The 23,712-nt window shown below is 38.4% G+C and carries 23 protein-coding genes and 1 other annotated feature; of the genes, 18 read left to right on the forward strand and 5 right to left on the reverse strand.

Translation table 11 applies throughout. The features are described 5' to 3' along the window. Window position 1: 1 nt before the first annotated feature. Window positions 2–1,270 (reverse strand): ABC transporter permease, encoded by a 1,269-nt coding sequence (locus BW721_RS10700; protein WP_076768446.1) that lies wholly within the window; start codon window positions 1,268–1,270, stop codon window positions 2–4. Beyond that, window positions 1,263–2,162 (reverse strand): ABC transporter ATP-binding protein, encoded by a 900-nt coding sequence (locus BW721_RS10705; protein WP_076768447.1) that lies wholly within the window; start codon window positions 2,160–2,162, stop codon window positions 1,263–1,265. Before BW721_RS10705 ends, BW721_RS10700 begins: the two co-directional genes overlap by 8 nt. A gap of 200 nt (window positions 2,163–2,362) precedes the next feature. Between BW721_RS10705 and BW721_RS10710 the strand changes: the two genes are divergently transcribed. Both BW721_RS10710 and ybaK read left to right on the forward strand, forming a co-directional pair. Beyond that, window positions 2,363–2,902, forward strand: a complete 540-nt coding sequence (locus BW721_RS10710) for a CDP-alcohol phosphatidyltransferase family protein (RefSeq protein WP_076768448.1) — start codon at window positions 2,363–2,365, stop codon at window positions 2,900–2,902. A gap of 21 nt (window positions 2,903–2,923) precedes the next feature. After that, a complete protein-coding gene (ybaK, locus tag BW721_RS10715; RefSeq protein ID WP_076768449.1) occupies window positions 2,924–3,409 on the forward strand; it encodes a Cys-tRNA(Pro) deacylase in 486 nt (161 codons plus the stop codon). Window positions 3,410–3,598: 189 nt separating this feature from the next. Here ybaK and BW721_RS10720 read toward each other — a convergent pair whose 3' ends face one another. Continuing rightward, window positions 3,599–4,771, reverse strand: coding sequence for a pyridoxal phosphate-dependent aminotransferase (locus tag BW721_RS10720; RefSeq protein ID WP_076768450.1), 1,173 nt, complete (start codon window positions 4,769–4,771; stop codon window positions 3,599–3,601). A gap of 327 nt (window positions 4,772–5,098) precedes the next feature. Between BW721_RS10720 and BW721_RS10725 the strand changes: the two genes are divergently transcribed. The 5 genes from BW721_RS10725 (at window position 5,099) to BW721_RS10745 (ending at window position 10,174) form a co-directional block, all read left to right on the forward strand. Continuing rightward, window positions 5,099–6,859 (forward strand): ABC transporter ATP-binding protein, encoded by a 1,761-nt coding sequence (locus tag BW721_RS10725; RefSeq protein ID WP_198031362.1) that lies wholly within the window; start codon window positions 5,099–5,101, stop codon window positions 6,857–6,859. After that, complete coding sequence (locus BW721_RS10730; RefSeq protein ID WP_076768451.1) at window positions 6,856–8,613, forward strand: ABC transporter ATP-binding protein; 1,758 nt, start codon at window positions 6,856–6,858, stop codon at window positions 8,611–8,613. Before BW721_RS10725 ends, BW721_RS10730 begins: the two co-directional genes overlap by 4 nt. A 304-nt stretch (window positions 8,614–8,917) precedes the next feature. Continuing rightward, window positions 8,918–9,613 carry an NAD(P)H-dependent oxidoreductase gene (locus BW721_RS10735; protein WP_076768452.1) on the forward strand — a complete coding sequence of 232 codons (696 nt, stop codon included), beginning with the start codon at window positions 8,918–8,920 and terminating at the stop codon, window positions 9,611–9,613. 1 nt (window position 9,614) lies between these two features. Further along, window positions 9,615–9,794 (forward strand): hypothetical protein, encoded by a 180-nt coding sequence (locus tag BW721_RS10740; RefSeq protein WP_076768453.1) that lies wholly within the window; start codon window positions 9,615–9,617, stop codon window positions 9,792–9,794. A 2-nt stretch (window positions 9,795–9,796) separates the two neighbouring features. Further along, the gene (locus BW721_RS10745; protein ID WP_076768454.1) at window positions 9,797–10,174 is read left to right on the forward strand and encodes a hypothetical protein; all 378 of its coding nucleotides are present in this window, start codon (window positions 9,797–9,799) and stop codon (window positions 10,172–10,174) included. Between the two features lie 24 nt (window positions 10,175–10,198). Here BW721_RS10745 and BW721_RS10750 read toward each other — a convergent pair whose 3' ends face one another. Then, complete coding sequence (locus BW721_RS10750; protein WP_076768455.1) at window positions 10,199–10,699, reverse strand: GNAT family N-acetyltransferase; 501 nt, start codon at window positions 10,697–10,699, stop codon at window positions 10,199–10,201. Between the two features lies 1 nt (window position 10,700). Next, window positions 10,701–11,972 (reverse strand): tyrosine--tRNA ligase, encoded by a 1,272-nt coding sequence (tyrS, locus tag BW721_RS10755; RefSeq protein WP_076768456.1) that lies wholly within the window; start codon window positions 11,970–11,972, stop codon window positions 10,701–10,703. A gap of 50 nt (window positions 11,973–12,022) precedes the next feature. Continuing rightward, window positions 12,023–12,224, reverse strand: a binding site (T-box leader). A gap of 275 nt (window positions 12,225–12,499) precedes the next feature. Here tyrS and BW721_RS10760 point away from each other — a divergent pair. From BW721_RS10760 to purR, 11 genes are all read left to right on the forward strand, one after another. Continuing rightward, entirely contained in the window at window positions 12,500–13,816 is a 1,317-nt protein-coding gene (locus BW721_RS10760; protein ID WP_076768457.1) for a C40 family peptidase, read from the forward strand. Window positions 13,817–13,972: 156 nt separating this feature from the next. Further along, window positions 13,973–15,988, forward strand: coding sequence for a methionine--tRNA ligase (metG, locus tag BW721_RS10765; protein ID WP_076768458.1), 2,016 nt, complete (start codon window positions 13,973–13,975; stop codon window positions 15,986–15,988). Between the two features lie 186 nt (window positions 15,989–16,174). Next, window positions 16,175–16,948, forward strand: coding sequence for a TatD family hydrolase (locus BW721_RS10770; protein ID WP_076768714.1), 774 nt, complete (start codon window positions 16,175–16,177; stop codon window positions 16,946–16,948). Beyond that, entirely contained in the window at window positions 16,945–17,523 is a 579-nt protein-coding gene (gene rnmV, locus BW721_RS10775; RefSeq protein ID WP_076768459.1) for a ribonuclease M5, read from the forward strand. The genes BW721_RS10770 and rnmV overlap by 4 nt, the downstream gene beginning before the upstream one ends. Further along, window positions 17,524–18,420 carry a 16S rRNA (adenine(1518)-N(6)/adenine(1519)-N(6))-dimethyltransferase RsmA gene (gene rsmA, locus BW721_RS10780; RefSeq protein ID WP_076768460.1) on the forward strand — a complete coding sequence of 299 codons (897 nt, stop codon included), beginning with the start codon at window positions 17,524–17,526 and terminating at the stop codon, window positions 18,418–18,420. A 116-nt stretch (window positions 18,421–18,536) separates the two neighbouring features. Beyond that, window positions 18,537–18,794: a Veg family protein gene (locus tag BW721_RS10785; protein ID WP_076768461.1), complete on the forward strand. Its 258-nt coding sequence runs from the start codon at window positions 18,537–18,539 to the stop codon at window positions 18,792–18,794. Window positions 18,795–18,952: 158 nt separating this feature from the next. Then, complete coding sequence (gene ispE / locus BW721_RS10790; RefSeq protein ID WP_076768462.1) at window positions 18,953–19,807, forward strand: 4-(cytidine 5'-diphospho)-2-C-methyl-D-erythritol kinase; 855 nt, start codon at window positions 18,953–18,955, stop codon at window positions 19,805–19,807. Between the two features lie 258 nt (window positions 19,808–20,065). After that, window positions 20,066–21,001, forward strand: a complete 936-nt coding sequence (locus BW721_RS10795) for a metal ABC transporter substrate-binding protein (RefSeq protein WP_076768463.1) — start codon at window positions 20,066–20,068, stop codon at window positions 20,999–21,001. A gap of 20 nt (window positions 21,002–21,021) precedes the next feature. Then, a complete protein-coding gene (locus BW721_RS10800) occupies window positions 21,022–21,729 on the forward strand; it encodes a metal ABC transporter ATP-binding protein (protein ID WP_076768464.1) in 708 nt (235 codons plus the stop codon). Next, window positions 21,675–22,493 carry a metal ABC transporter permease gene (locus BW721_RS10805; protein WP_076768465.1) on the forward strand — a complete coding sequence of 273 codons (819 nt, stop codon included), beginning with the start codon at window positions 21,675–21,677 and terminating at the stop codon, window positions 22,491–22,493. The genes BW721_RS10800 and BW721_RS10805 overlap by 55 nt, the downstream gene beginning before the upstream one ends. A 146-nt stretch (window positions 22,494–22,639) precedes the next feature. Beyond that, entirely contained in the window at window positions 22,640–23,458 is an 819-nt protein-coding gene (purR, locus tag BW721_RS10810; RefSeq protein WP_076768466.1) for a pur operon repressor, read from the forward strand. Window positions 23,459–23,712 lie beyond the last annotated feature (254 nt).

The following is a 23,712-nucleotide window of genomic DNA, read 5'->3' on the forward strand; positions in this document are numbered from 1 at the left end:
ATTAACTCTCGACTTGCTGTGTTTTTTTGCGGTCATTTTTAACATTTCGAATGGACGTCTTAATAATTTTGAACATATTACTTTCTGAGTAGATTAAAACATTAGAGCGATAGAGTAACAGTGAAATAAAGGTCACTAATATAGTAAAGGCAACCATCACTAGCATGGAAATACCGACCTCAACATTTGATACCGTCTCTGCTGCAATTCGGAAGGGCATAATAAATGGTGAAAAGAATGGAATATGTGAGCCAATCTTAATAATAGGATTTGTCGTACTCGCAAAGGCAAACATCCCACCATAAAAGCCTGCTAAAGCAATAAAAATAATCGGTGTAACAGCTTTGGACACATCTTCAATCTTGGTTACCATTGACCCTAAGAAGGCTGCTATTACAGCAAAAAGAACAATGCCGGCAACAAAATAGAATAAAGCAACCCCTACCATGCCACTCAACAGATTGATGATATCCAAGTCGCTTGGAATCAGATTTTGAATAAAATCAAATTGAAGGGCAACTGCGAAAATCAGCCCATAAAAAGCAATTTGGGTTAAACAAATTAGAAAAATAGCAGTCAACTTACCAAAAAAGTGGGTGGTCGACGACACACTAGAAAGAACAATTTCCATAATGCGTGTGCCTTTTTCAGATGCAATTTCTTCTGCGATAATACTGGAATAGGTCATGATAAACATGAAAATAGCAATACAGATAAAGTAGGCAGCGCCAGTCTTGATGGCTTCATCTATATTGTCATTTTCAATAATGTTGCCGTCGTCAACTGCTACTGTTGAGCTTTTAACCGTAGGTGGTGTGTTTAAAGCCATCATGTCATCAGAAGAAAGGCCCAATGCCTGTGATTGTAAGTCAAGCTGAACAGCAGCTAGAAGGGACGTGATATAGTTAAGGTCAAGTGAATCAAGCCCTGAAACTTCAACGAAATCTGCTGTGACATGGTTGTTAGCCGTGCTGACTGACAAATAAGCATCAATGATTTCGGATTCAATTGCTGTACGAGCGTCTTCCAAGGTTGACAAGCTCTCATCCACTACAAATTGCTCTTCTTCGGCCTGGAACACTTGCTGAATTTCTTGAGAATCACTGATAACAGCAATAGTAGGTACCGAATCGAAACGATTACCAATAAAGTAAATAATGGCTGCTATAATCCCAATCATAATAATCGGACTGAGCATCATTGTAATAAAGCCAACTGATTTAACATTCTTTTTATAAACTTGACCCACAATAATCCAAAACTTATTCATCCAGTTCACCTGCTTTCATACGGAAAATTTCATCAAGTGTTGGTGGCTGTTGGCTAAAAGTAGCAATATAGCCGTTTTTAGTGACCTCTTTGAAAATTTCTCGTCCATAAGCTGGGACCTCTAAATCAATAACTTTAAAGCCATCAGAATTTTCACTAATACGCTTCACACCTGGCATGGCTTGTAGAATATTAGTTGGAATCGGTGTATCTAAAAAGAGTTTTGTTCGTCCAAATTGCTCCCTAATATCGGAAACCGATCCTTGTAACACTTGCTTGCCGTTGCGAAGCATGATGAGGTGGTCACAAATTTCTTCCACATTATTCATATCATGGCTGGAGAAAATGACACAAGAGCCATTTTTTCTTAGCTCTTTGATACCTTCTTCTAATAAAGAAGCATTAACAGGATCTAATCCGCTAAACGGTTCATCTAAAATAACCAATTTCGGTTGATGGAGTAACGTTGCAATGAGTTGCACCTTTTGTTGATTTCCTTTAGAAAGCGTTTTGACCTTATCTGATTTTTTTCCTTTAACTTGAAATTTATCCATCCAATAATCGACTTGTGGCTTCACTTCTTTTTTTGGTTTTCCGCGAAGCTGAGCGAAATAAATTAATTGCTCTTCAATTGAAACTTTTGGATATAAACCACGTTCTTCGGGCAAGTAGCCTACACTATTATATTCATTTTTTGTCAACGGCTTACCATTCCATAAGACATGCCCATTATCAGGCGATAAGAAATCGAGAATGAGGCGAAAAGTGGTCGTTTTACCAGCACCATTTTGGCCAATCATCCCCATAATTTCGCCGTCTTCAATGGTGAAACTAACATCGTCAACTGCTTTTAACTTCCCAAAAGACTTGGAAAGGCTTCTCACTTCTAACATCTTTATGTTCCTCCAAATCATTAAAAATTCTTAAGATAAGTCTAACATACTAACGTAATGCGATGAAATAAAATATCGAAAATGTTCGAGATAGCACAAATCTTTATAATGATTTAATGACTTTGTGGTATGATTTATGAAATAAAAGCTTTTCAGATAAAATGAAGAAACAATTAAAAAAGCTAAAAAGGAGGTAGCTAATGAAACATGTTCCTAACATATTAACGTTTATCCGTTTGCTTCTAATTCCGGTTTATTTTATGGTGTTTTATTCAGAAACTGAACATGCCCTGTTACTAGCACTAGCTATTTTTGTAGTGGCGAGTATTACTGATGTGCTCGATGGTTTTCTAGCTCGGAAATATCAGGTCGTTTCGAAGTTTGGAACGGTGGCGGATCCCTTTGCAGATAAGATGATGCAAGTTTCTGTTCTCTATTCCTTATCAGATATTACCATGTTAGAAAAATGGTTTTTCTGGATTATTTTAGTGAAAGAGCTTTGTCAAATTTTATTAGGTATTATTATGGTCAGCATGAAACCCAAGATGATTATGTCTGCCAACATTTTCGGAAAAACAACAACCGTGTTGGTCTTCGTTACCATCATTTTCGCCGTTTTAAGCTTGCCGGGCGCAACCATTATTCAATTTATAACAGCTATTTTAGCTATTATTACCTTTACCCAATACGCCTATCATTTTTTAATGGGCTTGAAAGAGCGCAAGCTAGCTAATAAATAAGCCTTTATTAGGAGTGATGAGATGGCTAAGAAAAAAGCCAAAACCAATGCTATTCGTATTGTTGAACAAAAAAAGATTGCCTATACGGAACATGAGTACCCCTGGAAAGACGAGCATGTCTCAGGTGAAGCGGTAGCAGAGATTCTAAATGTTGATCCTGCGCGTATTTTTAAAACACTTGTAGCAGTGGGCAATAAGACTGGGCCCTTAGTGGCAGTTATGCCGAGTCATACAGAACTGGATTTAAAGAAAATCGCTAAGGTAAGCGGCAATAAAAAAGTAGAGATGCTGCATGTCCATGATTTAGAAGAACTAACGGGCTATATCCGAGGTGGCTGTTCACCAGTTGGTATGAAGAAACTATTGCCAACGTATATTGATCAATCCGCCTTAAATTATGAAACAATTACTGTGTCAGCCGGTAGAAGAGGGCTGCAAATGGAACTTTCTCCAACAGATTTAGGTTCATTAGTCAGAGCAACATTTGACTCTATTCATACAAACTAAAACAGAGGACTGGGAAATAACGCCAGTCCCTTTTTTATATACGAATAATTGTTGCGCAAATGTGCTCAAAAAGGCAGCCCCGACATGCGTTTCCCGAATAATACTCGGATGGTCTACGACCACCCTGCGTTTTTTCGGTCCAACGATTCGGGGCTAAACGCCTTTTTTCCCACTCTCCTGTTTATTTTTTTAAACGAGTTCAGGATAGGCCCTTAATATGTACTGATGAATGCGTTCAACGGCTTCTTGAAGCACCTCTTCAGATTGGGCAAAGGAGATGCGGAGATAGCCTTCTCCCATAGAACCAAAAGCCGAACCAGGTGTCATGGCAACATGGGTTTCTTGTAATAATTCCATTGCGAAGTCTTGTGACGATTCTCCAAAAGCTTGAATATTTGGAAAAGCATAGAATGCACCTTCTGTTTTTAAACAATGGAAACCAGGGATAGCATTTAAACCATCTACAATCACATGACGTCTGCGGTCATAGGCCATTAAATAGTCCTTAACAATAGCTTGATCGGAGTTTAATGCTTCAACAGCAGCATCCTGAATAAAAGGCGGCACACAAAAGCCAATACCCTCTCTAAATTCAGCCATCCGTTCAATAGCAGCTTCATTGCCGACCACGTAACCGACACGCCAACCCGTCATGGCATACGTTTTTGAGAAACTATTAACGATAAAGTGACGGTCTTTGGCAGCAGGAATTTGGAATAAGCTAAAGTGTTCCTTACCATCGTACATGATACTTTCATAAACTTCATCAGACAAAATTGTAATGTGATGGTTATCAGCAACGGCCACAATAGCTTCCATCTCAGCTTGATCTAAAATAGAGCCCATCGGATTGTTTGGCGAATTAATAATTAGTAGCTTTGTTCGATCCGTAATGGCAGCTTCAATATCTTTTGCTTGAATTTTAAACTGATTTTCTTCATAAACAGGCACTTCGACAACCTTTGCGCCTAATCCCATAATTTGGCCTAAGTAGTTCGGATAGTGAGGATTAGCAATCAATACCTCGTCACCCGGATTTAAAACAGACATCATAACGAGCAAGATGCCCTCCGTTGCACCAAAGGAAGCCATGACCTCATCTTTTGAAAAAGCAAAGCCAGTCATCTCCGAATATTTTTTTGAAACGGCGACCTGAAAGGTATCTTCCCCAACATTGTCCCCGTAATGTGTCCGATTTTGTTCGATTGCTTCTATACCTGTCTGTTTGATAAAATCAGGTGTTTCAAAATTAGGTTCTCCCATTGTCAACATAATCGTGTCGTCAAACTGACGCGCCAGCTTCGCCATCTTGCGAATACTAGAAGCTGGATAATGTTTGGAAAGGTTTGACCAATGATACATGCTTACATCTCCTTGTTTCAACTAACGTATTTCTTCTGATTTTATCAGATATTTCAAAGAAAATGAAAAAAACTTTTACTATTTTTTAATAAAAGGCTTGTACTAATGTTTGAAAACGATTAGACTGTAGAAAGACTAAGAAAAGGAGGGTTTACAATGATTGTTATGACTATGAATTTACAACAAATCAAATATTTATTAACCTCCTTCCACGAAGACATTTAATGGGCGTACTATAAGCTAAACGAATTAGTAGGCGCAATCTGTTTAAGGACGGATTGCGCTTTTTTGCGTCCAATTTTAAGTCTTGTTTCATGGAAGGTAGAAATGAGGGAAGTTCAAGTTATGTTTAATGTGATGTTTAAGTTAAAAGATTTTTTTAAAGAAAATCGATTCGATTACGTGGTGTCATTACTAACCATGATCGGCAGTAACGGATTCAGTGTCTTCATTCCTTATATTATCGGGCAACTTATTGATGCCATTATTAAAGATGAACTCACAGGGTCTGCCCTACGTTTGTTTGGGCTATTATTTTTAATTAGTTTAATTGGTGCTTATCTATTAGAATTTATCTGGTCCTATTATCTATTCACAGGCGCTGCTAAACTCCAAGCACAAATGCGATCAAAATTAATGAGTCACTTTTTAAAAATGAGAGCGAGCTTTTATGAAAAATTCCGTACTGGTGACTTAATGGCTCGTGCAACGCAAGATGTCCGTTCGATTGCCGATACAGCGGGTTATGGCATGATGGTATTAATGAATGCGACTTTATTTTTAGCAGTCATCATTCTTATGATGGGCTTGTCTGTCTCGTGGAAGCTAACATTTTTCAGTTTATTACCATTAACGGTCTTAGCTTACTTGTTTGGTAAGTTGGGGAACATTGTTGAGAAACGTTACACAGCAGCTCAAGATGCCTTTTCGTCACTGAATAATGACGTACTAGAAGTGGTGGATGGTATCCGCGTGATTAGAGCTTACGTGAAAGAGGATGACTATGTCGAAAAATTCCGCCAGCAAACGGAAAGTATGCTAGCCAAGAATAATCGCGTTGCAGATGCCAATGCTTTATTCTCGCCGCTCACAAAAGTGACCCTGTCAGTGAGCAACTTGATTTCGTTTGGTTATGGGGCTTACCTAGTCTCCAAAGGACAGCTATCGGTTGGTGACATTGTTGCCTTCCAAATGTATTTAGGAATGATTGTTTGGCCGATTATGTCAATTGGTGAATTGACTAACGTTCTTCGTCAAGGTAGTGCATCGATGGAACGGGTTGAGACCGTTCTTTCAGCAAACGATAGTATGGAAGCTGATGGAAGTAAAGTTATTGATACAGTGGATGATATTACTGTTCACGGTTTATCCTTTAAGTACCCATCTAGCCAAGACGTTAATTTAGACCAGATTGATGTCGTCATTCCGAAGGGGAAAACATTAGGCATTGTTGGGAAAACAGGTGCCGGCAAGACGACCTTTATTCGCCAATTATTGCGCCAATACCCACTAGGTAGCGGTGATTTAATGGTAGGAACAGAACCGATTTTAGCTTATAAAGGTAAGACTGTTCAAAATCTAATTGGTTATGTGCCGCAAGACCATATTCTTTTCTCTAAGAGTGTTAGGGATAATATCGCCTTTGGGAAAGGGAGTGCCACAGATGATGAAATTATGGCAAGCATCCGAATTGCATCATTTGAGGACGATCTCAAGAAAATGGCTGAAGGGCTAGACACCATGATTGGTGAAAAAGGGGTCTCTATTTCAGGGGGCCAAAAACAACGGATTTCGATTGCTAGAGCCTTAATTAAAGATCCTGAAATTTTAATTTTAGATGATTCTTTATCGGCAGTGGATGCGAAAACCGAACAAAAAATTATAGAAAATATCAAACAGCTTAGAAGTGGGAAAACGACTATTATTTCTACCCACCGACTTTCAGCGGTTAAACAAGCCGATGAAATTATCGTTATGGAAGATGGAAAAATTATTGAGCGCGGCAGCCACGACGCCTTAATTAGTAGAAAAGGATGGTACTACACCCAGTATCTTCGCCAAGAGTTAAAGGCAGGTGCTGATGAATGAAAACAGTCAAACGACTATTATCTTATATGAAATATGATAAAGGCAAATTTGTCATAGGATTTACATTACTAATCACAGCAGTGATTACCGATTTATATGCGCCCATTGTGGCACAACAATTGATTGATGATGTGATTACACCCTCAGCTGCATCGGGACAATTGCTAACCGACTTGTTAGTGAGATTGCTCGGCTTGTATGCTCTATTGATTGGTGTAACGGCTCTGTTACGCTATCTGAGTTTCTTAATCCTTACAAAGACTGCTAACAAAATTGTTAAAATTATTCGTGATCAAGCTTATCGTCATCTTCAAAAACTACCGATCCGCTACTTTGATAATTTACCAGCTGGTAAGGTGGTGTCACAAATTACAAACGACACCGAAGTCTTACGCCAGCAGTTTTATGTGGTGACCATCAGCAATGTCATGCTAAATGTGATTTATGTGATTGGGACCTACATTGCCATTACCCGTTTGCATGTCGGACTAGGCTTATCCTTACTTGTTTTATTGCCACTGATGTATATTTGGCATAAATATTACAGTAAATATGCCGGCCGGTTTAGCCGTAAAGAACGGGAATTGAATAGTGATATCAACGGTAAAATCAATGAATCAGTCCAAGGTATGTCGATTATTCAAGCTTTTCAGCAGGAAGAGAAAGTTTCTGAAGAATTTAATACGATTAATCAAGCATGGTTTGAAGTTGAACGGAAATACGTGCTATTAGATTCAGCTGCACAATTCACACTAGGCGGTCTGTTGCGTCACGTGACGCTCATGTTCGTGATGTTATTTTTTGGTAGCCAGTATTTAGATGGTATTTTAGGGATTTCGATCGGGACGCTCTATGTGTTCGGTGACTATGTGACACGTTTATATGATCCTATTCAAGGTATTATCCAACAGATGTCATTTGTTCAACAAGCCATCGCAGCCGGTGAACGTGTCTTTACCTTAGTCGATACACCTGCTGAAGAGGATGCGAGTGGTAAATTAGATTTGACAGTAGGGAAAGTTGAATTTGATCAAGTGAGTTTTGGTTACAAAGAAGAGACCAAGGTTTTGAAGGATATTAGCTTTACAGCAAACTCAGGAGAAACGGTTGCGCTTGTCGGCCATACTGGTTCAGGTAAGAGTTCCATTATGAATCTTTTATTCCGCTTCTATGATCCAGATCAAGGTGAAATTCGAATTGATGGACAAAATACCAAATTGGCTTCGCGTAAAAGTGTCCGCCAAGGGATGGGGATTGTCTTGCAAGATCCCTTTCTTTTTACAGGAACCATTGAATCCAATATTACGCTAGAAAATCCAACGATTACCAAAGAAATGGCCCACAGTGCCTTGGAGAAAGTAGGCGGCGACCAAATGTTGCTTCACTTTGAAAAAGGCTTAGATGAGCCAGTCGTTGAAAAAGGGAGTACCTTGAGTTCTGGTCAAAGACAATTAATTTCATTTGCTAGAGCCTTAGCTTATGATCCTAAAATTTTAATTTTGGACGAGGCGACATCTAGTATCGATACAGAGACAGAAGAAATCATCCAACATGCGATGGATGTTTTAAAAGAAGGGCGAACAACCTTTATCATCGCCCACCGTTTATCTACTATCCAGCACGCTGATCAAATTCTTGTCTTAGACAATGGTGAAATTGTTGAAAGAGGGAATCATCAAGAGTTGCTTTTATTAGACGGTAAGTACGCAGAGATGTATCGTATGCAGAAGAAAAGTATTGCTGAAGCGATGTAAAAAGAGACGTAGAGCCATTTGACTCTACGTCTCTTTTTTTAATAGACTAGGGGATTATAAGTTCAGCCATCAATGTCTAGCTCCCAAGTCCTGACCTAGTGAAAAAAAGATAAATTTGCCCCATTGCGCGCTTCGCTGCTCGCTAACGCATATCATTCGACTAACCCGCTGAAGCGTGAAGTCTCCTGACAATTCAGGGTCAAATTTCCTATTTTTTCATAGGCCAAGGCGGACTTGTCCGCTTTTCTTATGCCTTCTTTTTTTGCTATACTTAATGAAATTAATAAAAACAAGGGGGAAACTTATGCGAACACTGATTATCGTTTCTCATCCCACTTTATCTGATTCTCATGCCCAACAATTTTTACGGGAAAGTTTACCAGATGAAGGTGTGAGATGGCACCATTTAGAACATGACTATCCTGATGGTCAGATAGATAAAGACCGTGAGCAAGCACTCCTTGCTGACTATGACCGCATTATTTTCCAATTTCCACTCTATTGGTATAGTTCGCCGCCACTATTAAAACAATGGCAAGACGAGGTTTTGACAGATGGGTTTGCTTATGGCAAACATGGTAGCCAGTTGAAAGGGAAAGAATTTGGACTGGTGATGACAACAGGTGTTAACGAACGGGAATACCAAGCTGGAGGACGAGAAGGCTTTACTATATCGGAATTAACGAGACCTTTTCAAGCTATTGCCCGTAAATGTGAGATGGTTTATTTACCGTCATTATTGATTGCGCGTTTTGATTACTTATCAGATGCTGACCGTAAAGCGTTACTGATTCGTTATCGCCAATATTTAACTATGTCTGCGAATCCTTCTCTTCTTAACCAAGAAGAATGGTTTAAGTTAGAGCTAGAAACACTCGGTAAGTTTCAACAAACAGATGAAACTAAAGCGACGATTGATTTGTTGATTGAGCAAATGGGGAATAACCGTGACCACTTAGATGATTTGTTATTTACCTTAGAAGAGTTAGGGGAGTGGTAAGGTGGAACAGAAAGAATGGATGCTAAGCCAAATAAAAGACTTGCAGCAAAAAAGTACGGACTATCGTCAGATTGCTTTATTTCAAGCCTTTGAAAAACTCATCCAAGAGCAATATAAACGCATGGAGCAAGCACAAGGTGAAATTGATGGCCGAATGTGGAGTCCAAATAAGTGGGGGTAATGATGACAACTAAAGAAAAGGAAAGTCTATGTCAATCGATCTTTTTAATTATAGCAGTGGTCTTTAAACGTTATGGCGGCTATTTGCTAGGTGAATATGAGACTAGCTTATTTATTTTTATCGCCTTAATCGGATTTTACGTGATTCATCTTTCATTTGTAAAACTTGCCAAAGATTATCCGCAGAGGGACAACTGGGAAGAGAATTTTAATCTCGTGACGTTATTAGGATTTGGACTAGCCGTATTTATTTTGCAACTGATTAATGCAGCTAATATTTTGCTGATTACCGTAGTTGGTATTATTTTAATCTTAATCAATGTCTTAATTAAGTCGAAACGCCGGGCAGCTAAAAATAATATGAATCAAAAAGAAGAGTGAGACTAGCCTCACTCGTCTTTTTGATTAAATGGTATAGTCGTAAATGTAGTCATCCATAACAAAGCCATTGCCAATCGGTGAAACAACGGCATCAACTTGTTTAAAGCCTACTTTTTCGTAGAAGGCGATAGAAGATGGATTGTCTTTATTGACGGTTAGACGCAATTTAGATTTTTTAGCATCTGTTGCTTGTTGAATTAACTTTTTCATCAACTGGTAAGCATAGCCATTGCCTCTTGCACGCTTTAATAAATAAAGCTTACTGATGAATAGTGTGTTCTCCTGCCACTCAAGTGCCACATAACCAATCTCATCTTGGTCAACTTCTACTATATAATAAGTTAATTTATTTTCAGCAATGTCAGCAATAATCCGTTCAGTGGATTGGAAGGTTTTGAGCATATAAGCGACTTGTTCCTGTCCTAAGATAGGCAAGTAGTGCTCATTCCAAATGATTTCAGCTAGGTGAGCGACATCTTCTGCCTGTAAGGTATCTCGAACAGCAACCAATGTAACCTCAGTCATCTTACACCAACTTTACAAGGAAATATTTTTTCTTACCACGGCGCACAATAATAAAGCGTTGATCAAATGAATGCTCACGTGTCATAACAAAATCTAAGTCGGTTACTTTTTCACCATTAATTGAAATAGCGCCATTTTGAACATCTTCGCGTGATTGACGGCGAGATGGTTCAATCCCCAAATCAACCAGCCAAGTCACTAGCTCTTGTTCCGTTAAATTTGATTCGAAAGTCGGCATATTTTTAAATCCTTGTTCAATCTCGTCAGCAGATAATTGAGCAACATTACCAGTAAAGAGAGCATCGGTAATTTTCAGCGCATCTTCTAGGGCCTTTTCACCATGAACGAAGGTTGTCATTTCAGCAGCCAATGTTTTTTGAGCTTGACGCTTATGAGGCTCTGTTTGCACACTTTCTTCTAAAGCTGAAATCTCTTCTTGAGAAAGGAAGGTAAAGAATTTTAAGTATTTAACGACATCGCGGTCATCTTGGTTAACCCAGAATTGGTAAAATTCGTAAGGCGTTGTTTGTTCGGGATCTAACCAAACAGAGCCGCCAGCTGTTTTACCAAATTTTGTACCGTCCGCTTTTAGCATCAATGGAATGGTTAAACCAAACGCTTTTGCCTCTGCGCCTTCTTTTTTACGGATGAGTTCGAGACCAGCTGTAATATTTCCCCATTGATCCGCACCACCAATTTGTAGTTGAACATCTAATTGACGATATAGATGTAAGAAGTCCATCGATTGTAGAATTTGGTATGAGAACTCTGTAAATGAAATTCCCGTTTCCAAACGGCTAGCGACAATATCTTTTGCAAGCATAGTATTGATATTGAAGTTTTTACCAAAATCACGTAAGAAATCAAGTAGTGAAAGTTGTTTTGTCCAGTCTAAGTTATTAACGAGACGGATTTCAGAATCTGCTTCGCCGGCGCGGAATAACTTTTTCATTTGATAGGTAATTTTTTCAGCGTTGTAAGCAACGGTTTCTTCTGATTGAAGCGTACGTTCTTCAGACTTTCCGCTTGGATCTCCAATAGAACCTGTTGCGCCACCAATTAAAATTACCGGTTTGTGACCAGCTAATTGGAATCGTTTCAGTAGCATAAAAGGAATCAAGTGTCCCACATGCATACTTGAACCAGTCGCATCAATCCCGCAGTATAGTCCAATATTCTTTTCATTTAATAACTCGCGTAAGCCGTCTTCGTCTGTTTGTTGGTTGATGGCATCCCGCCACTGTAGTTCGTCAATAATATTAACCTTTTCCATATGAACACTCCTCTTTTAAAATAAAAAAAGCCCTGACAAAGCATAGCTCTGCCAGGGACGATTGATTACCGTGTTACCACCCAAATTGTTTCATAAAAAATGAAACCACTCTAACATGTAACGTATGTTAGCCGCTCATAACAAGTAGCTCCAGAATTGTAATTCAAAATAAGGGTGTACCGGTTCCCACCATTGCCGGCTCTCTCTTCATACAAAATCCTTATTCCTACTGTATTCCTTCAAAGCGTTTATCTGTGTTTTATTCTTGAAATCAGTATAGTCATGACTATAAAAAATGTCAATCTTCTTTTTAAAATACTGATGTAACAGACGGATTGAAACATTTGTCGACAATCATTACATTTATGTTACAAAGGAACTACAAGTCATCGATAAATGGTTTTTCACAAAGAAACTATGCTATGATTTCCTCGTTAAGGAAAATCATAACAGTTTTTTAAAGAAACCGATAATTAAATGATAACTATATATTTGTATAATCACATAAACCTACTGGAGGAAATGACTTGAAGAAGAAACTTGCCACTTTAATTTTAACGAGTTCGCTGTTATCTGCAACATTTGTAGCGCCGTATGCTGTATCTGCTGATGAGTTAACTGAAAAAATTCAACAACAAGAAGAAAAAGTCAATGAACTATCAGGCCGCGTTGAGTCTGCTGAAGCTGTATTAGCTGAGGTACAAGCAGAAATCGCTGCTGCAGAAAACCGTGCTGTTGAATTATTAGCGCAACGTGTTGACACAAATGAAAAAATTGATTTATTAGAAGAAGAAATTGCACAACTACAGGTTGTGATTGATCAACGTGAAGACCAATTGAAAGAACAAGCTCGTTCTGTTCAAATTAATGGGTCTAACACTAACTACATGAATTTTATTTTTGCATCAGAGTCTTTAACAGACTTAATTGCTCGTGTCGACGTTGTAACAACAATGGTTTCAGCTAATAAAAGCTTAGTTGAACAACAAGTTCAAGACCAACAAGCTGTTGAAAACAAAAAAGTTGAGACAGAAGAAAAATTAAACGAGATTATTTCAATGACTTATGAACTTGAAGAATTAAAAGGTCAATTAGAAGTTAAAAATATTGAACAAGAAAGTGCAGTGGCAGCACTTAACGCTGAGAAAGCATCTGCTGAAGAAGATCGTTTAGCGTTTATCGCTGAAAAAGAAGAAGCTGACCGTCGTGCTGCTGAAGAAGCAGAGCGTCAACGTATCGCTGAAGAGGCAGCTATTGCTGCAGCAGAAGAAGCACTAAGAGTTGAACAAGAAGCTGCTCAAACAGTTATTGCCGTAACAAATAATCGTGAAACAGTGACTGCAGCAACGCAAACAACAACTAATAACACGACAACTAATACAACAAATAACAGCCCTGCTATTTCAACACCTGCTATTTCAACACCAGTGATTGAAGAAAAAGTAGAAGTTATCATTGAAGAAAAATCAGCACCATCATTACCAGCACCATCTGGTGATGTTATCGGTGTGGCATACAAATACCTAGGTGTACCATATGTATATGGTGGTAAAACACCAAGTGGTTTCGACTGTTCAGGTTTTACGGCTTATGTTTTCCGTGAAGCATACGGTATTGAAATCGGAGGTTGGACTGGCTCACAACAATACGTAGGAAGTCAAATTTCTGTTAGTCAAGCACAAGCAGGAGATCTATTGTTCTGGGGACCTAAAGGTAGTCCTTACCACGTAGCAATTTCATTAGGAAATGGTCAATACATCCATTCTCCTTCCGAAGGTGGCGTTGTTGAAGTAAACAGTACACAATACTTTACGCCAAGCTTTGCAGTACGTGTTGCAAGATAATATAAACAAAAAGTTGAAATGACTGGGACGAATGTTCCAGTCATTTTTATTTGGAAAATGTCCACATGCTTACCTCTTTTGTGGTAAAATAAGGCGTATATGCAGGTTTTGTGAAAACAAATTTAAAACTTGCCACTTCTAAGGAGGCACTCATTCGTGTTTAAAGAAAAAGAAACATTTTATATTACAACGCCCATCTATTACCCAAGTGGTCAATTACATATCGGAAATACCTATACAACAGTTGCTTGTGATGTGATGGCACGATATAAACGTCAACAAGGGTTTGATGTTCGTTATTTAACAGGAACAGATGAGCATGGACAAAAAATTGAGAAAAAAGCTGAAGAGATGGGAATTAGCCCTAAAGAATACGTTGACGGCATGGCTGAAGATATTCAAAACCTTTGGAAGCAACTTGAAATTTCCAACGATCAATTTATCCGGACAACAGATCAACATCATATCGAAGCGGTTCAAGCTATTTTTGAACGCTTAATCGAACAAGGCGATATTTACTTAGGTGAATATGAAGGTTGGTATTCAGTGTCAGACGAAGAATACTTTACAGAAACACAATTAGCAGAAGTATACCGTGATGAAAATGGTAAAGTTATTGGTGGAATTGCACCAAGTGGTCACGAAGTAGAACTTGTTAAAGAAGAATCTTACTTCTTTCGTATGAGCAAATATGCTGATCGTTTGCTAAAATATTATGAAGAGTATCCGGAATTTATTCAACCAGAATCGCGTAAAAATGAAATGGTGAATAACTTTATTAAACCAGGATTGGAAGACTTAGCTGTTTCACGGACAACCTTTTCATGGGGTGTACCAGTGAAAAGTAATCCAAAACACGTTATTTATGTTTGGATTGATGCATTAGCAAACTATATTACGGCTCTAGGTTACGGTTCAGAAGATACAGTCTTATTTGAAAAATACTGGCCAGCTAATATTCATATGGTTGGGAAAGAAATTGTTCGTTTCCACACGATTTATTGGCCAATCCTATTGATGGCATTGGACTTACCACTTCCAAAACAAGTATTTGGTCATGGTTGGTTGCAAATGAAAGACGGAAAAATGTCTAAATCAAAAGGAAACGTTGTTTATCCAGGTATGTTAGTCGAACGTTACGGCTTAGATGCTTTACGTTACTACTTGATGCGTGAAATCAGTTTCGGTAGTGATGGTGTCTTTACACCAGAAGATTACATTAATCGTATTAATTATGATTTAGCAAATGACTTAGGTAACTTGTTAAACCGTACTGTTGCTATGATTAATAAATACTTCGGTGGTGAAATTCCAGTTGGAACTGACCAAAACACTGCTTTTGATGCAGATTTAGAAGCGACAGCTAAAGAAGTTATTGCTAAGTATGAAGATGAGATGGACCATATGCAATTTAGTTTGGCACTCGCTGAAGTATGGCGTTTGATTTCTCGAGCAAATAAATATATCGATGAAACAGAACCGTGGATCTTAATTAAAGACGGAACGAGAAAAGAAGAATTGGCTAGTGTCATGGTTCATTTGGCCGAAGTGTTGCGTATGACAGCAATCTTACTATCACCATTTATGACTCATGCACCAGTTAGTATCTTCGAGCAATTAGGATTAGACTTCCAACAAGACGGCAGCTGGGACAAATTAACGTTTGGACAATTCCCACAAGGAACAACTGTTGTTAAAAAAGGACAACCAATCTTCCCACGTTTAGATGCGGAAGAAGAAGTAGCTTATTTGAAAGAGCAAATTTCTCCTGCGACAGAAACAGAAGACGTTGCTAGCAACGAATGGGATCCCAATGAAACCGAATTGGTTAGCGAAAAAGATAAGCAAATCAAATATGAAGACTTTGATAAAGTTGAATTAAAAGTGGCTGAAGTCATTGATTGCCAAAAAGTAGAAGGCGCAGATAAATTATTGAAATTCCGCCTAGATGCTGGCGATAAGGGACACCGCCAAATTTTATCAGGTATTGCAGAATGGTATGCTGATCCTGCTTTCTTTATTGGTAAAAAAGTAGTGATTGTTGCTAACTTGAAACCACGTAAAATGCGCGGCGAAGTTAGCCAAGGTATGATTCTTTCAGCTGAAAAAGATGGGCAATTACAAGTTGTTTTTGCACCGGAAACAGCAGAAAATGGTTCGACAGTAGCATAATGAATGAGAAAAGGCTGGGGCGAGTCCCTAGCCTTTTCTTTATGGGTGTCTTATTTTGAGAGTTGTAGTCTACCTTCCGATGTAAAAATTCTGAAAAAACTATTAAAATAATCAGCCAGCAAGGTATTTTGTTTAGAAAACAAGTATAATAGGAAAGAAGATCAATGAGAGAGGAAGATGAATCCTGTGCTATTTGATACACATTGTCATTTGAATGTTGACGCATTTGAAGAAGACGTTGAAGAGACGATTGAACGTGCCAAGAAACTTGGTGTTAGTAAGTTTGCAGTCGTTGGATTCGATACTGAAACCATAAAAAAATCATTGGAATTGAGCCAAGCTCATCCTGAAATATATAGTATTATTGGTTGGCATCCAACTGAGGCCGGTACCTATAGTCCAGACATTCAAGACAGTTTAATTCAACTGTTAGGCCAAGATAAGGTTGTTGCGATGGGAGAAATGGGCTTAGATTATTATTGGAATACCTCACCAAAAGACGTACAAGAGAAAGTATTCCGCCAACAAATTCAAATTGCTAAAGACTTGAAATTACCACTTTCGATTCATATGAGAGACGCCATTGAAGATACTTATCGTATTTTAAAAGAAGAAGATGTATCATCAATCGGTGGAATTATGCATAGCTATAGTGGTGATGTTGATGACATGCAACGTTTTTTAGATTTAGGTATGCATATTTCTTTAAGCGGTGTTGTTACTTTTAAAAAAGCAGTAGAGGTGCATGAAGTAGCCAAAGCTGTGCCTTTAGACCGCTTATTAATTGAAACAGATGCACCTTATTTAGCGCCAGTTCCCTATCGTGGGAAACGAAACGAACCAGGTTATGTGAGATATGTGGCAGAGCGCGTTGCTGAGTTGAGAGAGATGGATTTTAATGAACTAGCAAACGTGACGATGACGAATGCTAAGCGTTTATTTAGATTGGAAGATATATGAGAATAAAAGAAATTATTGTCGTTGAAGGTCGTGACGACACTAAAAAAATAAAGATGGCCGTTGATGCGGATACTATTGAAACAAATGGGTCAGCTATTAATGAGACCGTCTTAAAAGAAATTGAAAAAGCACATGCTCTTAGAGGGGTTATTGTATTAACAGATCCTGATTTTCCAGGAGGGAAGATACGGGAAACTATTATTCAGCGTATCCCAACTGTTAAGCATGCCTTTGTGCGTAAAGAGGACTGTCAATCACCGAAAGGCGGTAGTTTAGGAATTGAGCACGCGAGTCCTGAAATCATTCAAGCAGCTCTCAAAAATGTTCAGACCCCTTATTTTGAAACGAAAGCAGATCAACTTGATTCCTTTTGTTTAGCACTAGGACTGATTGGACAGCCTGGCTCTGCGGAATTAAGAAGAGAATTGTGCGATCTATTGGGAATCGGTTATGCAAATGGTAAGCAGTTTGTTAAACGGATCCGAATGTTTCAAATTTCAGAAGAAGAGATACTAACGATAATGGCTGAAAATGGAATTCCAATTCCTAAGGCTGTTCATGAGGAGATGGCATAGATGGGAACAAATAAACAAAAAGATATTGCAACACCAACAAGAACGAATCAAATTTTAAAAAAATATGGCTTAAACATGAAAAAAAGTTTAGGTCAAAACTTTTTAATTGAACCAAGTATTTTAACAAATATGCTTGAAGCGGCTGATATCGGTAAAGATACGTGTGTGATTGAGATTGGACCAGGTATTGGTGCCTTAACAGAACGTTTAGCACGAGCTGCCAAAAAGGTCGTTGCTTTTGAAGTTGATGAGCGCTTGAAACCGATTTTGAAAACAGAATTAGCAGACTATGACAATATCACTGTCATTTTTCAAGATATATTACAAGCAAATGTCAGAGACATGATTGCAGAGCATTTTGAAGAAGGAGACCGTATTGTAGTAGCAGCCAACTTGCCCTACTATATTACGACGCCGATTATTATGAACTTTATCGAGGCTAATTTGCCTATCGATACCTTTGTTATGATGATGCAAAAAGAAGTGGCTCAACGTATGACTGCGCAACCGAGCTCAAAAAATTATGGTTCGCTAACGATTGCCATTGATTATTATACAGAAGCAGAGATTGCTTCTATCGTACCGAGAAAAGTTTTCGTTCCACAACCAAACGTGGATTCAGCAGTCTTAAAACTATCAAGACGTGATGAAGTGAAAGTAGCTGTTGAAGATGAGAAATTGTTCTTCCAGTTAACGAGAGGGTCCTTCCAACAACGTCGTAAAACGTTGTGGAATAACTTGTTGAGTTTATTTGGGAAAACAGACGATATAAAGAACATGTTAACGGCTAGTTTAGAAGCAGCTAATATTGAAGCGAGTCGCCGTGCCGAAACACTGTCTATAGAAGAATTTGCCAACTTAGCTAATCAAATAACAGCCTACCGGATGAACCATTAAAAAATACTCATCCAATTAAAAAAAGGATTTATTTAACTTGCATCTGATTATCTCCTGTGATATACTTGAAAAATTTGTTATATTGTGCTACAATATATAGCAGTGAGGTGAAGGGCATGCCAAATAGTTTGATGGAAATCAAGGAAGAGCTTGACAATCGTATCGGTAAAAGAGTGTTGTTAACGGCCCAAGCGGGAAGAAAGCGTAAAATTGAACGAAAAGGTATTTTACGTGAAACTTATCATTCTGTTTTCGTTGTCGATTTAGATCAAGAAGAGAATGCTTTTAAACGTGTTTCATACAGTTATGCAGATGTTTTGACATCATCGGTAGAAATCTCATTTTACGATGAGGATTCTAGAGAGTACGCATAATCTCGCTTTTATTTAAAGATAATGAAAAAAGATCTCCTAGCTAGGAGATTTTTTTGTCTAGTATTAAGAAGAAATAATTTTCCCCTTTAAAAGGCCAAGCTTTTTCTTTAAATATTGGCTCAATTCATGTACTATTGAGTAATAAAGGGGGAAGTGAGATGGAGTGGATAGAACGAGCGCCAGCGAAAATAAATTTAACGCTAGATGTCTTATACAAACGAGAAGACGGCTATCATGAACTAGAAATGATTATGTCATCGGTTGATCTTGCTGACCATTTAACATTCACTTCTTTAGAAGAAGATACGATTGAAGTCTACACCGATAAAGTCTTCCTACCGGTTGATAAACGCAACCATGTTTATCAAGCGATTAAACTTGTCAAGGACCGCTATCACATTAAAGCGGGCATCAAAGTTGAGATTGAAAAGAAAATACCTGTTGCAGCTGGCTTAGGTGGTGGCAGCACGGATGCTGCAGCTACTCTACGCGCACTCAACCACATTTGGCAGTTAGGGCTCTCAGTAGAAGAATTGATTGAATTAGGGATGAAAATTGGTACAGATGTGCCCTATTCCATCGTAGGTGGGACAGCTTTTATATCGGGTAGTGGTGAGCAAGTAAGACCGATTAAAGAGCTACCAGCGTGTTGGGTAATTTTAGCGAAACCGAGAATTAGTGTATCAACACGAACGGTTTTTCGCTCGTTAGATATTGAAAAACTTGACTATCTGCCACAGTCCAAAGAGGTGGAGGCAGCGATTGAAGCTGGTGATTATCAGAGGATGACGCAACATCTGAGCAATGCACTTGAAGCAGTTACCTTTGAACGTTATCCACAACTCAGTCAACTGAAAGATCGTATGTTGCGTTATGGCTTGGACGGAGCGACAATGAGTGGCAGTGGCCCCACTATTATTGGCTTTAGCCAGAACTATTCGCGAGTGAAGCGGGTTTATAATAGTTTGCGAGGATTTTGCGAAGAAGTTTATATTTGTCGTATTATTAAATAGCAATAAGAAGAAGTTGGAATACTGTTCCAACTTCTTTTGTCTTTTATTGACAATGTATTATGAATGAATTTTCATGTATTGACCAGACAATATAGCCTTTAAAACAAACTGTTCTTTCTTTTTTTAAAAAAATGAAATGTCAATTAAGCGATATTAAAAAAAAGGCCAATTATAGTTGACTTAATAAAGTAAGCTATGATAAAGTTTTCTTCGTAGTTAAATAGGAATGATTACGATTTAAAAAAAGAGGTGTCGATAATGAGACGATTAAATAAGATAAGAACAAGCATTGTAGCGTTGTTAGCAACAGTAGTCTTAGCAAGCTGCCAAACGAGCAATCAGGCTAGTCCGTCTAGTGAGCAAGGATTGTCGGTTGTAACAACATTTTACCCTGTCTATGAATTTACTAAGCAAGTTGTTGGAGAAAATGGTACAATAATGAATCTTCTATCTGCAGGACAAGATTCACATAGTTACGAACCAACACCGAAAGAGTTAGCACAGATTTCTGAAGCGGATGTCTTTGTTTATAGTAGCGATTATATGGAATCGTGGGTGCCAGATGTTCTAGCAACATTAGCTGATAGTGATGTCCTCGTCATTGAGGCAACAGCCGATATGGATTTATATGAGAACGAAGATGGGCTTGATCACGACCACGACCAAAGCCATGCAGTGGATCCTCATGTTTGGTTAGACCCTGTATTAGCGCAAGATATGGTTGAGCATATTGCAGAAGAGATTTCAGCTATTGATCCAGAACAAGCAACTAGCTATCAAGAGAATGCTCAAGCATATATAGAAGAATTACAACAATTGGATGCTGATTACCAAGAAGCATTTGAAGGGGCAGAGCACCGTATTTTTGTCGTTCAGCACGCGGCATTTGGTTATTTAGCAAAACGTTACCAATTAGAAGAAATGCCCATTTCATCTTTAACATCTGATCAAGAAGTCAGTCCAAGTAAAATGGCTGAAATTGGTCGTTTTATCAATGAAAATGATATCAAAGCCATTTATTATCAAGATTCAGCGAGCTCAAAAGTTGCTGAAACATTAGCTGCTGAAACAGGTGTTGAACGAGAACAATTAAGTGCAATTGAAGGTATCACAACAGCAGACCTTGAAGCAGGCGCAAATTATATGAGTGTGATGCGCGATAATTTAGAGGCATTACAGAAAACCATTCACTAAAAAGAGAAAGGAGCGTTATCTTGGATTATATTAATGTCGATCATTTATCATTTTCTTATGATGGTGAACCCGTTCTAGAGGATATTAGTTTTTCTGTTGAAGCCGGTGAATTTGTTATTTTAACGGGTGAGAATGGTGCAGCAAAATCAACTTTATTAAAAAGTATTTTAGGTTTGTTACATCCACAAAAAGGAACTGCAACAGTATCGAAAACCAATATTCGTGGTGAGAAATTGATGGTAGGCTATGCGCCACAACAAATTTCATCATTCAATATTGGCTTCCCAAGCAAGGTATTAGAATTTGTTGAGTCTGGCCGCTATCAAAATAATCGATGGTTTAAAAAACTAGACGAAGAAGATCATGAGCATGTCAGAAAATCCCTTGAATCAGTAGGAATGTGGGAAATGCGTAATAAAAAAATTGGTGAGTTGTCAGGAGGGCAAAAGCAACGGATTGCCCTTGCACGTATTTTTGCAACTGATCCTGATTTATTTGTTCTTGATGAGCCAACGACTGGTATGGATAAGGAGTCGCGTGAACGTTTTTATGGACTTCTTCGTCATAATTCACAGATCCATAATAAAGCTATTATTATGGTAACCCATGAACACGAAGATATTAAAACTTACATGGACCGTCAAATTAAGCTTGTCAGAAAGGAGAATTCGCCGTGGAGATGTTTTTCTATGGATTCATGCAAAGAGCATTCCAAGCATCAACATTAATTGGGGTTATTGCACCGATACTGGGTTTAACACTCATCCTACGTCGTCAATCCTTGATGGCAGATACCCTTTCTCATGTTTCACTGGCGGGTATTGCCTTAGGTATTTTAATTGGCGTTAACCCAACGATTACAACTATTTTTATCGTTATTTTAGTCGCGATTGGCATTGAGTATTTAAGGGGTGTTTTTAGAGGCTACTCTGAAATTTCGGTTGCCATTATAATGTCAAGCGGTATGGCAGTAGCACTAGTCTTAATGAGCTTTGTTTCTGGTCGACAAACGGCTAATATTGAACAGTTCTTGTTCGGGTCGATTGTAACCATTGATCAGAGTCAAATTACAACCTTATTTATGCTCACTTTAGTGATTGTGGGACTCTACTCTATCTTTAGAAAGCCATTATATGTTTTATTATTTGATGAAGATACAGCCTTGACAGCAGGATTACCTGTTCGGTGGATGTCCTTATTTATTTCTATTTTGACGGGTGTTGCCATTAGCGTGATTATGCCAATCACAGGTTCCTTACTCGTATCAGCTATTTTAGTTTTGCCGGCAGCCATCGCCATGCGATTGGTTAACAGCTTCAAGATGGTAATCTGGACAGGAATTGCGATTAGTTTAATCGGTATGTATGGTGGTTTATTTGCGTCATATGAATTCGGAACGCCACCTGGTGCGACAATCACCTTAATGTTTGTCTTTTTATTTATAGTGGTTAGTATTTTTAAATCCCTTCAAAAACCAAAAAAAGCAAATTAAAATCAGAAAAACAAAGCAAGAGCAGAACATTGCTCTTGCTTTTATTTATAAAAACGAAAAAAATGCGAACGTTAGGAAATAAAAACTTTCTTTTTGTTGGGAGAATCGCTATAATAATCTTAGTTAACTTAAAGGAGAATGCACCTGTGAAAATAAAACGTAGTGATCGACTTGTGGATATGACACATTATTTGTTAAACCATCCTCATACTTTGATTTCTTTAACTTACTTTGCACAAAAATATAAATCAGCTAAATCATCAATTAGTGAAGACTTAACAATTATCAAACGGACATTTGAAACGAATGGTTTCGGAATCATCGAAACACTTCCGGGAGCAGCCGGTGGCGTTCGTTTTACACCGTCTATACCTTGGGACGAAGCAAAAGACTATGTCAATCACTTATGTGATTACATGACCTCTAAAGAGCGCTTGTTGCCAGGTGGCTATGTTTACTTGTCAGATATATTAGGCGATCCAGAAGTTTTGCAACAGATTGGTCGTATTATTGCTGCTAAGTATAAGGACCAAAATGTTACGGCTGTAATGACTGTTGCTACAAAAGGGGTACCGATTGCTCAAGCGGTAGCCAACTATTTGAATGTGCCATTTGTGATTGTTAGACGTGATTCAAAAATCACAGAAGGCTCGACAGTCAGCATTAATTATGTGTCTGGTTCATCGGATCGTATTGAAAAAATGGAATTATCTAAACGCAGCTTGCCAAGTGGCTCTCGTGTGCTGATTGTCGACGACTTTATGAAAGGCGGCGGAACCGTTAACGGGATGCGCAGCATGATTGAAGAGTTTGATTCAGAAACAGTAGGTGTAACTGTCTTTGCTGAAGCAGCCTACACAGATAATAAAGAAACGGATGATTACGTATCATTGATTCGTGTGAACGAAATCGATTTGCGTAATCGCGCTATGAAAGTTGGCTTAGGAAGTTATTTTGACGAATAAGTTACAAGGGACTGGGAAATAACTCCAGTCCCTTTTTTATATACGAATAATTGTTGCGCAAACGTGCTCAAAAAGGCAGCCCCGACATGCGTTTCCCGAATAATACTCGGATGGTCTACGACCACCCTGCGTTTTTTCGGTCCAACGATTCGGGGCTAAACGCCTTTTTTCCCACTCTCTTTTCTTTTTAAGTCAATTATTATTGTACAGAGCCAAAAAAATATGAGAAAATAAGGAAAATTAGATAGTCAAGC

The sequence above is a fragment of the Jeotgalibaca sp. PTS2502 genome (assembly GCF_001975685.1).
GTDB classification, from domain to species: Bacteria; Bacillota; Bacilli; order Lactobacillales; family Aerococcaceae; genus Jeotgalibaca; species Jeotgalibaca arthritidis.

Excerpts from the sequence above, each read along its gene's own strand:
- BW721_RS10705 (WP_076768447.1), bottom strand. The coding sequence starts at position 2,162 with ATGTTAGAAGTGAGAAGCCTTTCCAAGTCTTTTGGGAAGTTAAAAGCA.
- ispE (WP_076768462.1), top strand. The coding sequence starts at position 18,953 with ATGGAGTGGATAGAACGAGCGCCAGCGAAAATAAATTTAACGCTAGAT.
- BW721_RS10700 (WP_076768446.1), bottom strand. The coding sequence starts at position 1,270 with ATGAATAAGTTTTGGATTATTGTGGGTCAAGTTTATAAAAAGAATGTT.
- BW721_RS10745 (WP_076768454.1), top strand. The coding sequence starts at position 9,797 with ATGACAACTAAAGAAAAGGAAAGTCTATGTCAATCGATCTTTTTAATT.
- ybaK (WP_076768449.1), top strand. The coding sequence starts at position 2,924 with ATGGCTAAGAAAAAAGCCAAAACCAATGCTATTCGTATTGTTGAACAA.
- BW721_RS10725 (WP_198031362.1), top strand. The coding sequence starts at position 5,099 with ATGAGGGAAGTTCAAGTTATGTTTAATGTGATGTTTAAGTTAAAAGAT.
- BW721_RS10735 (WP_076768452.1), top strand. The coding sequence starts at position 8,918 with ATGCGAACACTGATTATCGTTTCTCATCCCACTTTATCTGATTCTCAT.
- BW721_RS10750 (WP_076768455.1), bottom strand. The coding sequence starts at position 10,699 with ATGACTGAGGTTACATTGGTTGCTGTTCGAGATACCTTACAGGCAGAA.
- tyrS (WP_076768456.1), bottom strand. The coding sequence starts at position 11,972 with ATGGAAAAGGTTAATATTATTGACGAACTACAGTGGCGGGATGCCATC.
- BW721_RS10795 (WP_076768463.1), top strand. The coding sequence starts at position 20,066 with ATGAGACGATTAAATAAGATAAGAACAAGCATTGTAGCGTTGTTAGCA.
- rnmV (WP_076768459.1), top strand. The coding sequence starts at position 16,945 with ATGAGAATAAAAGAAATTATTGTCGTTGAAGGTCGTGACGACACTAAA.
- BW721_RS10720 (WP_076768450.1), bottom strand. The coding sequence starts at position 4,771 with ATGTATCATTGGTCAAACCTTTCCAAACATTATCCAGCTTCTAGTATT.
- rsmA (WP_076768460.1), top strand. The coding sequence starts at position 17,524 with ATGGGAACAAATAAACAAAAAGATATTGCAACACCAACAAGAACGAAT.
- BW721_RS10710 (WP_076768448.1), top strand. The coding sequence starts at position 2,363 with ATGAAACATGTTCCTAACATATTAACGTTTATCCGTTTGCTTCTAATT.
- BW721_RS10730 (WP_076768451.1), top strand. The coding sequence starts at position 6,856 with ATGAAAACAGTCAAACGACTATTATCTTATATGAAATATGATAAAGGC.
- BW721_RS10785 (WP_076768461.1), top strand. The coding sequence starts at position 18,537 with ATGCCAAATAGTTTGATGGAAATCAAGGAAGAGCTTGACAATCGTATC.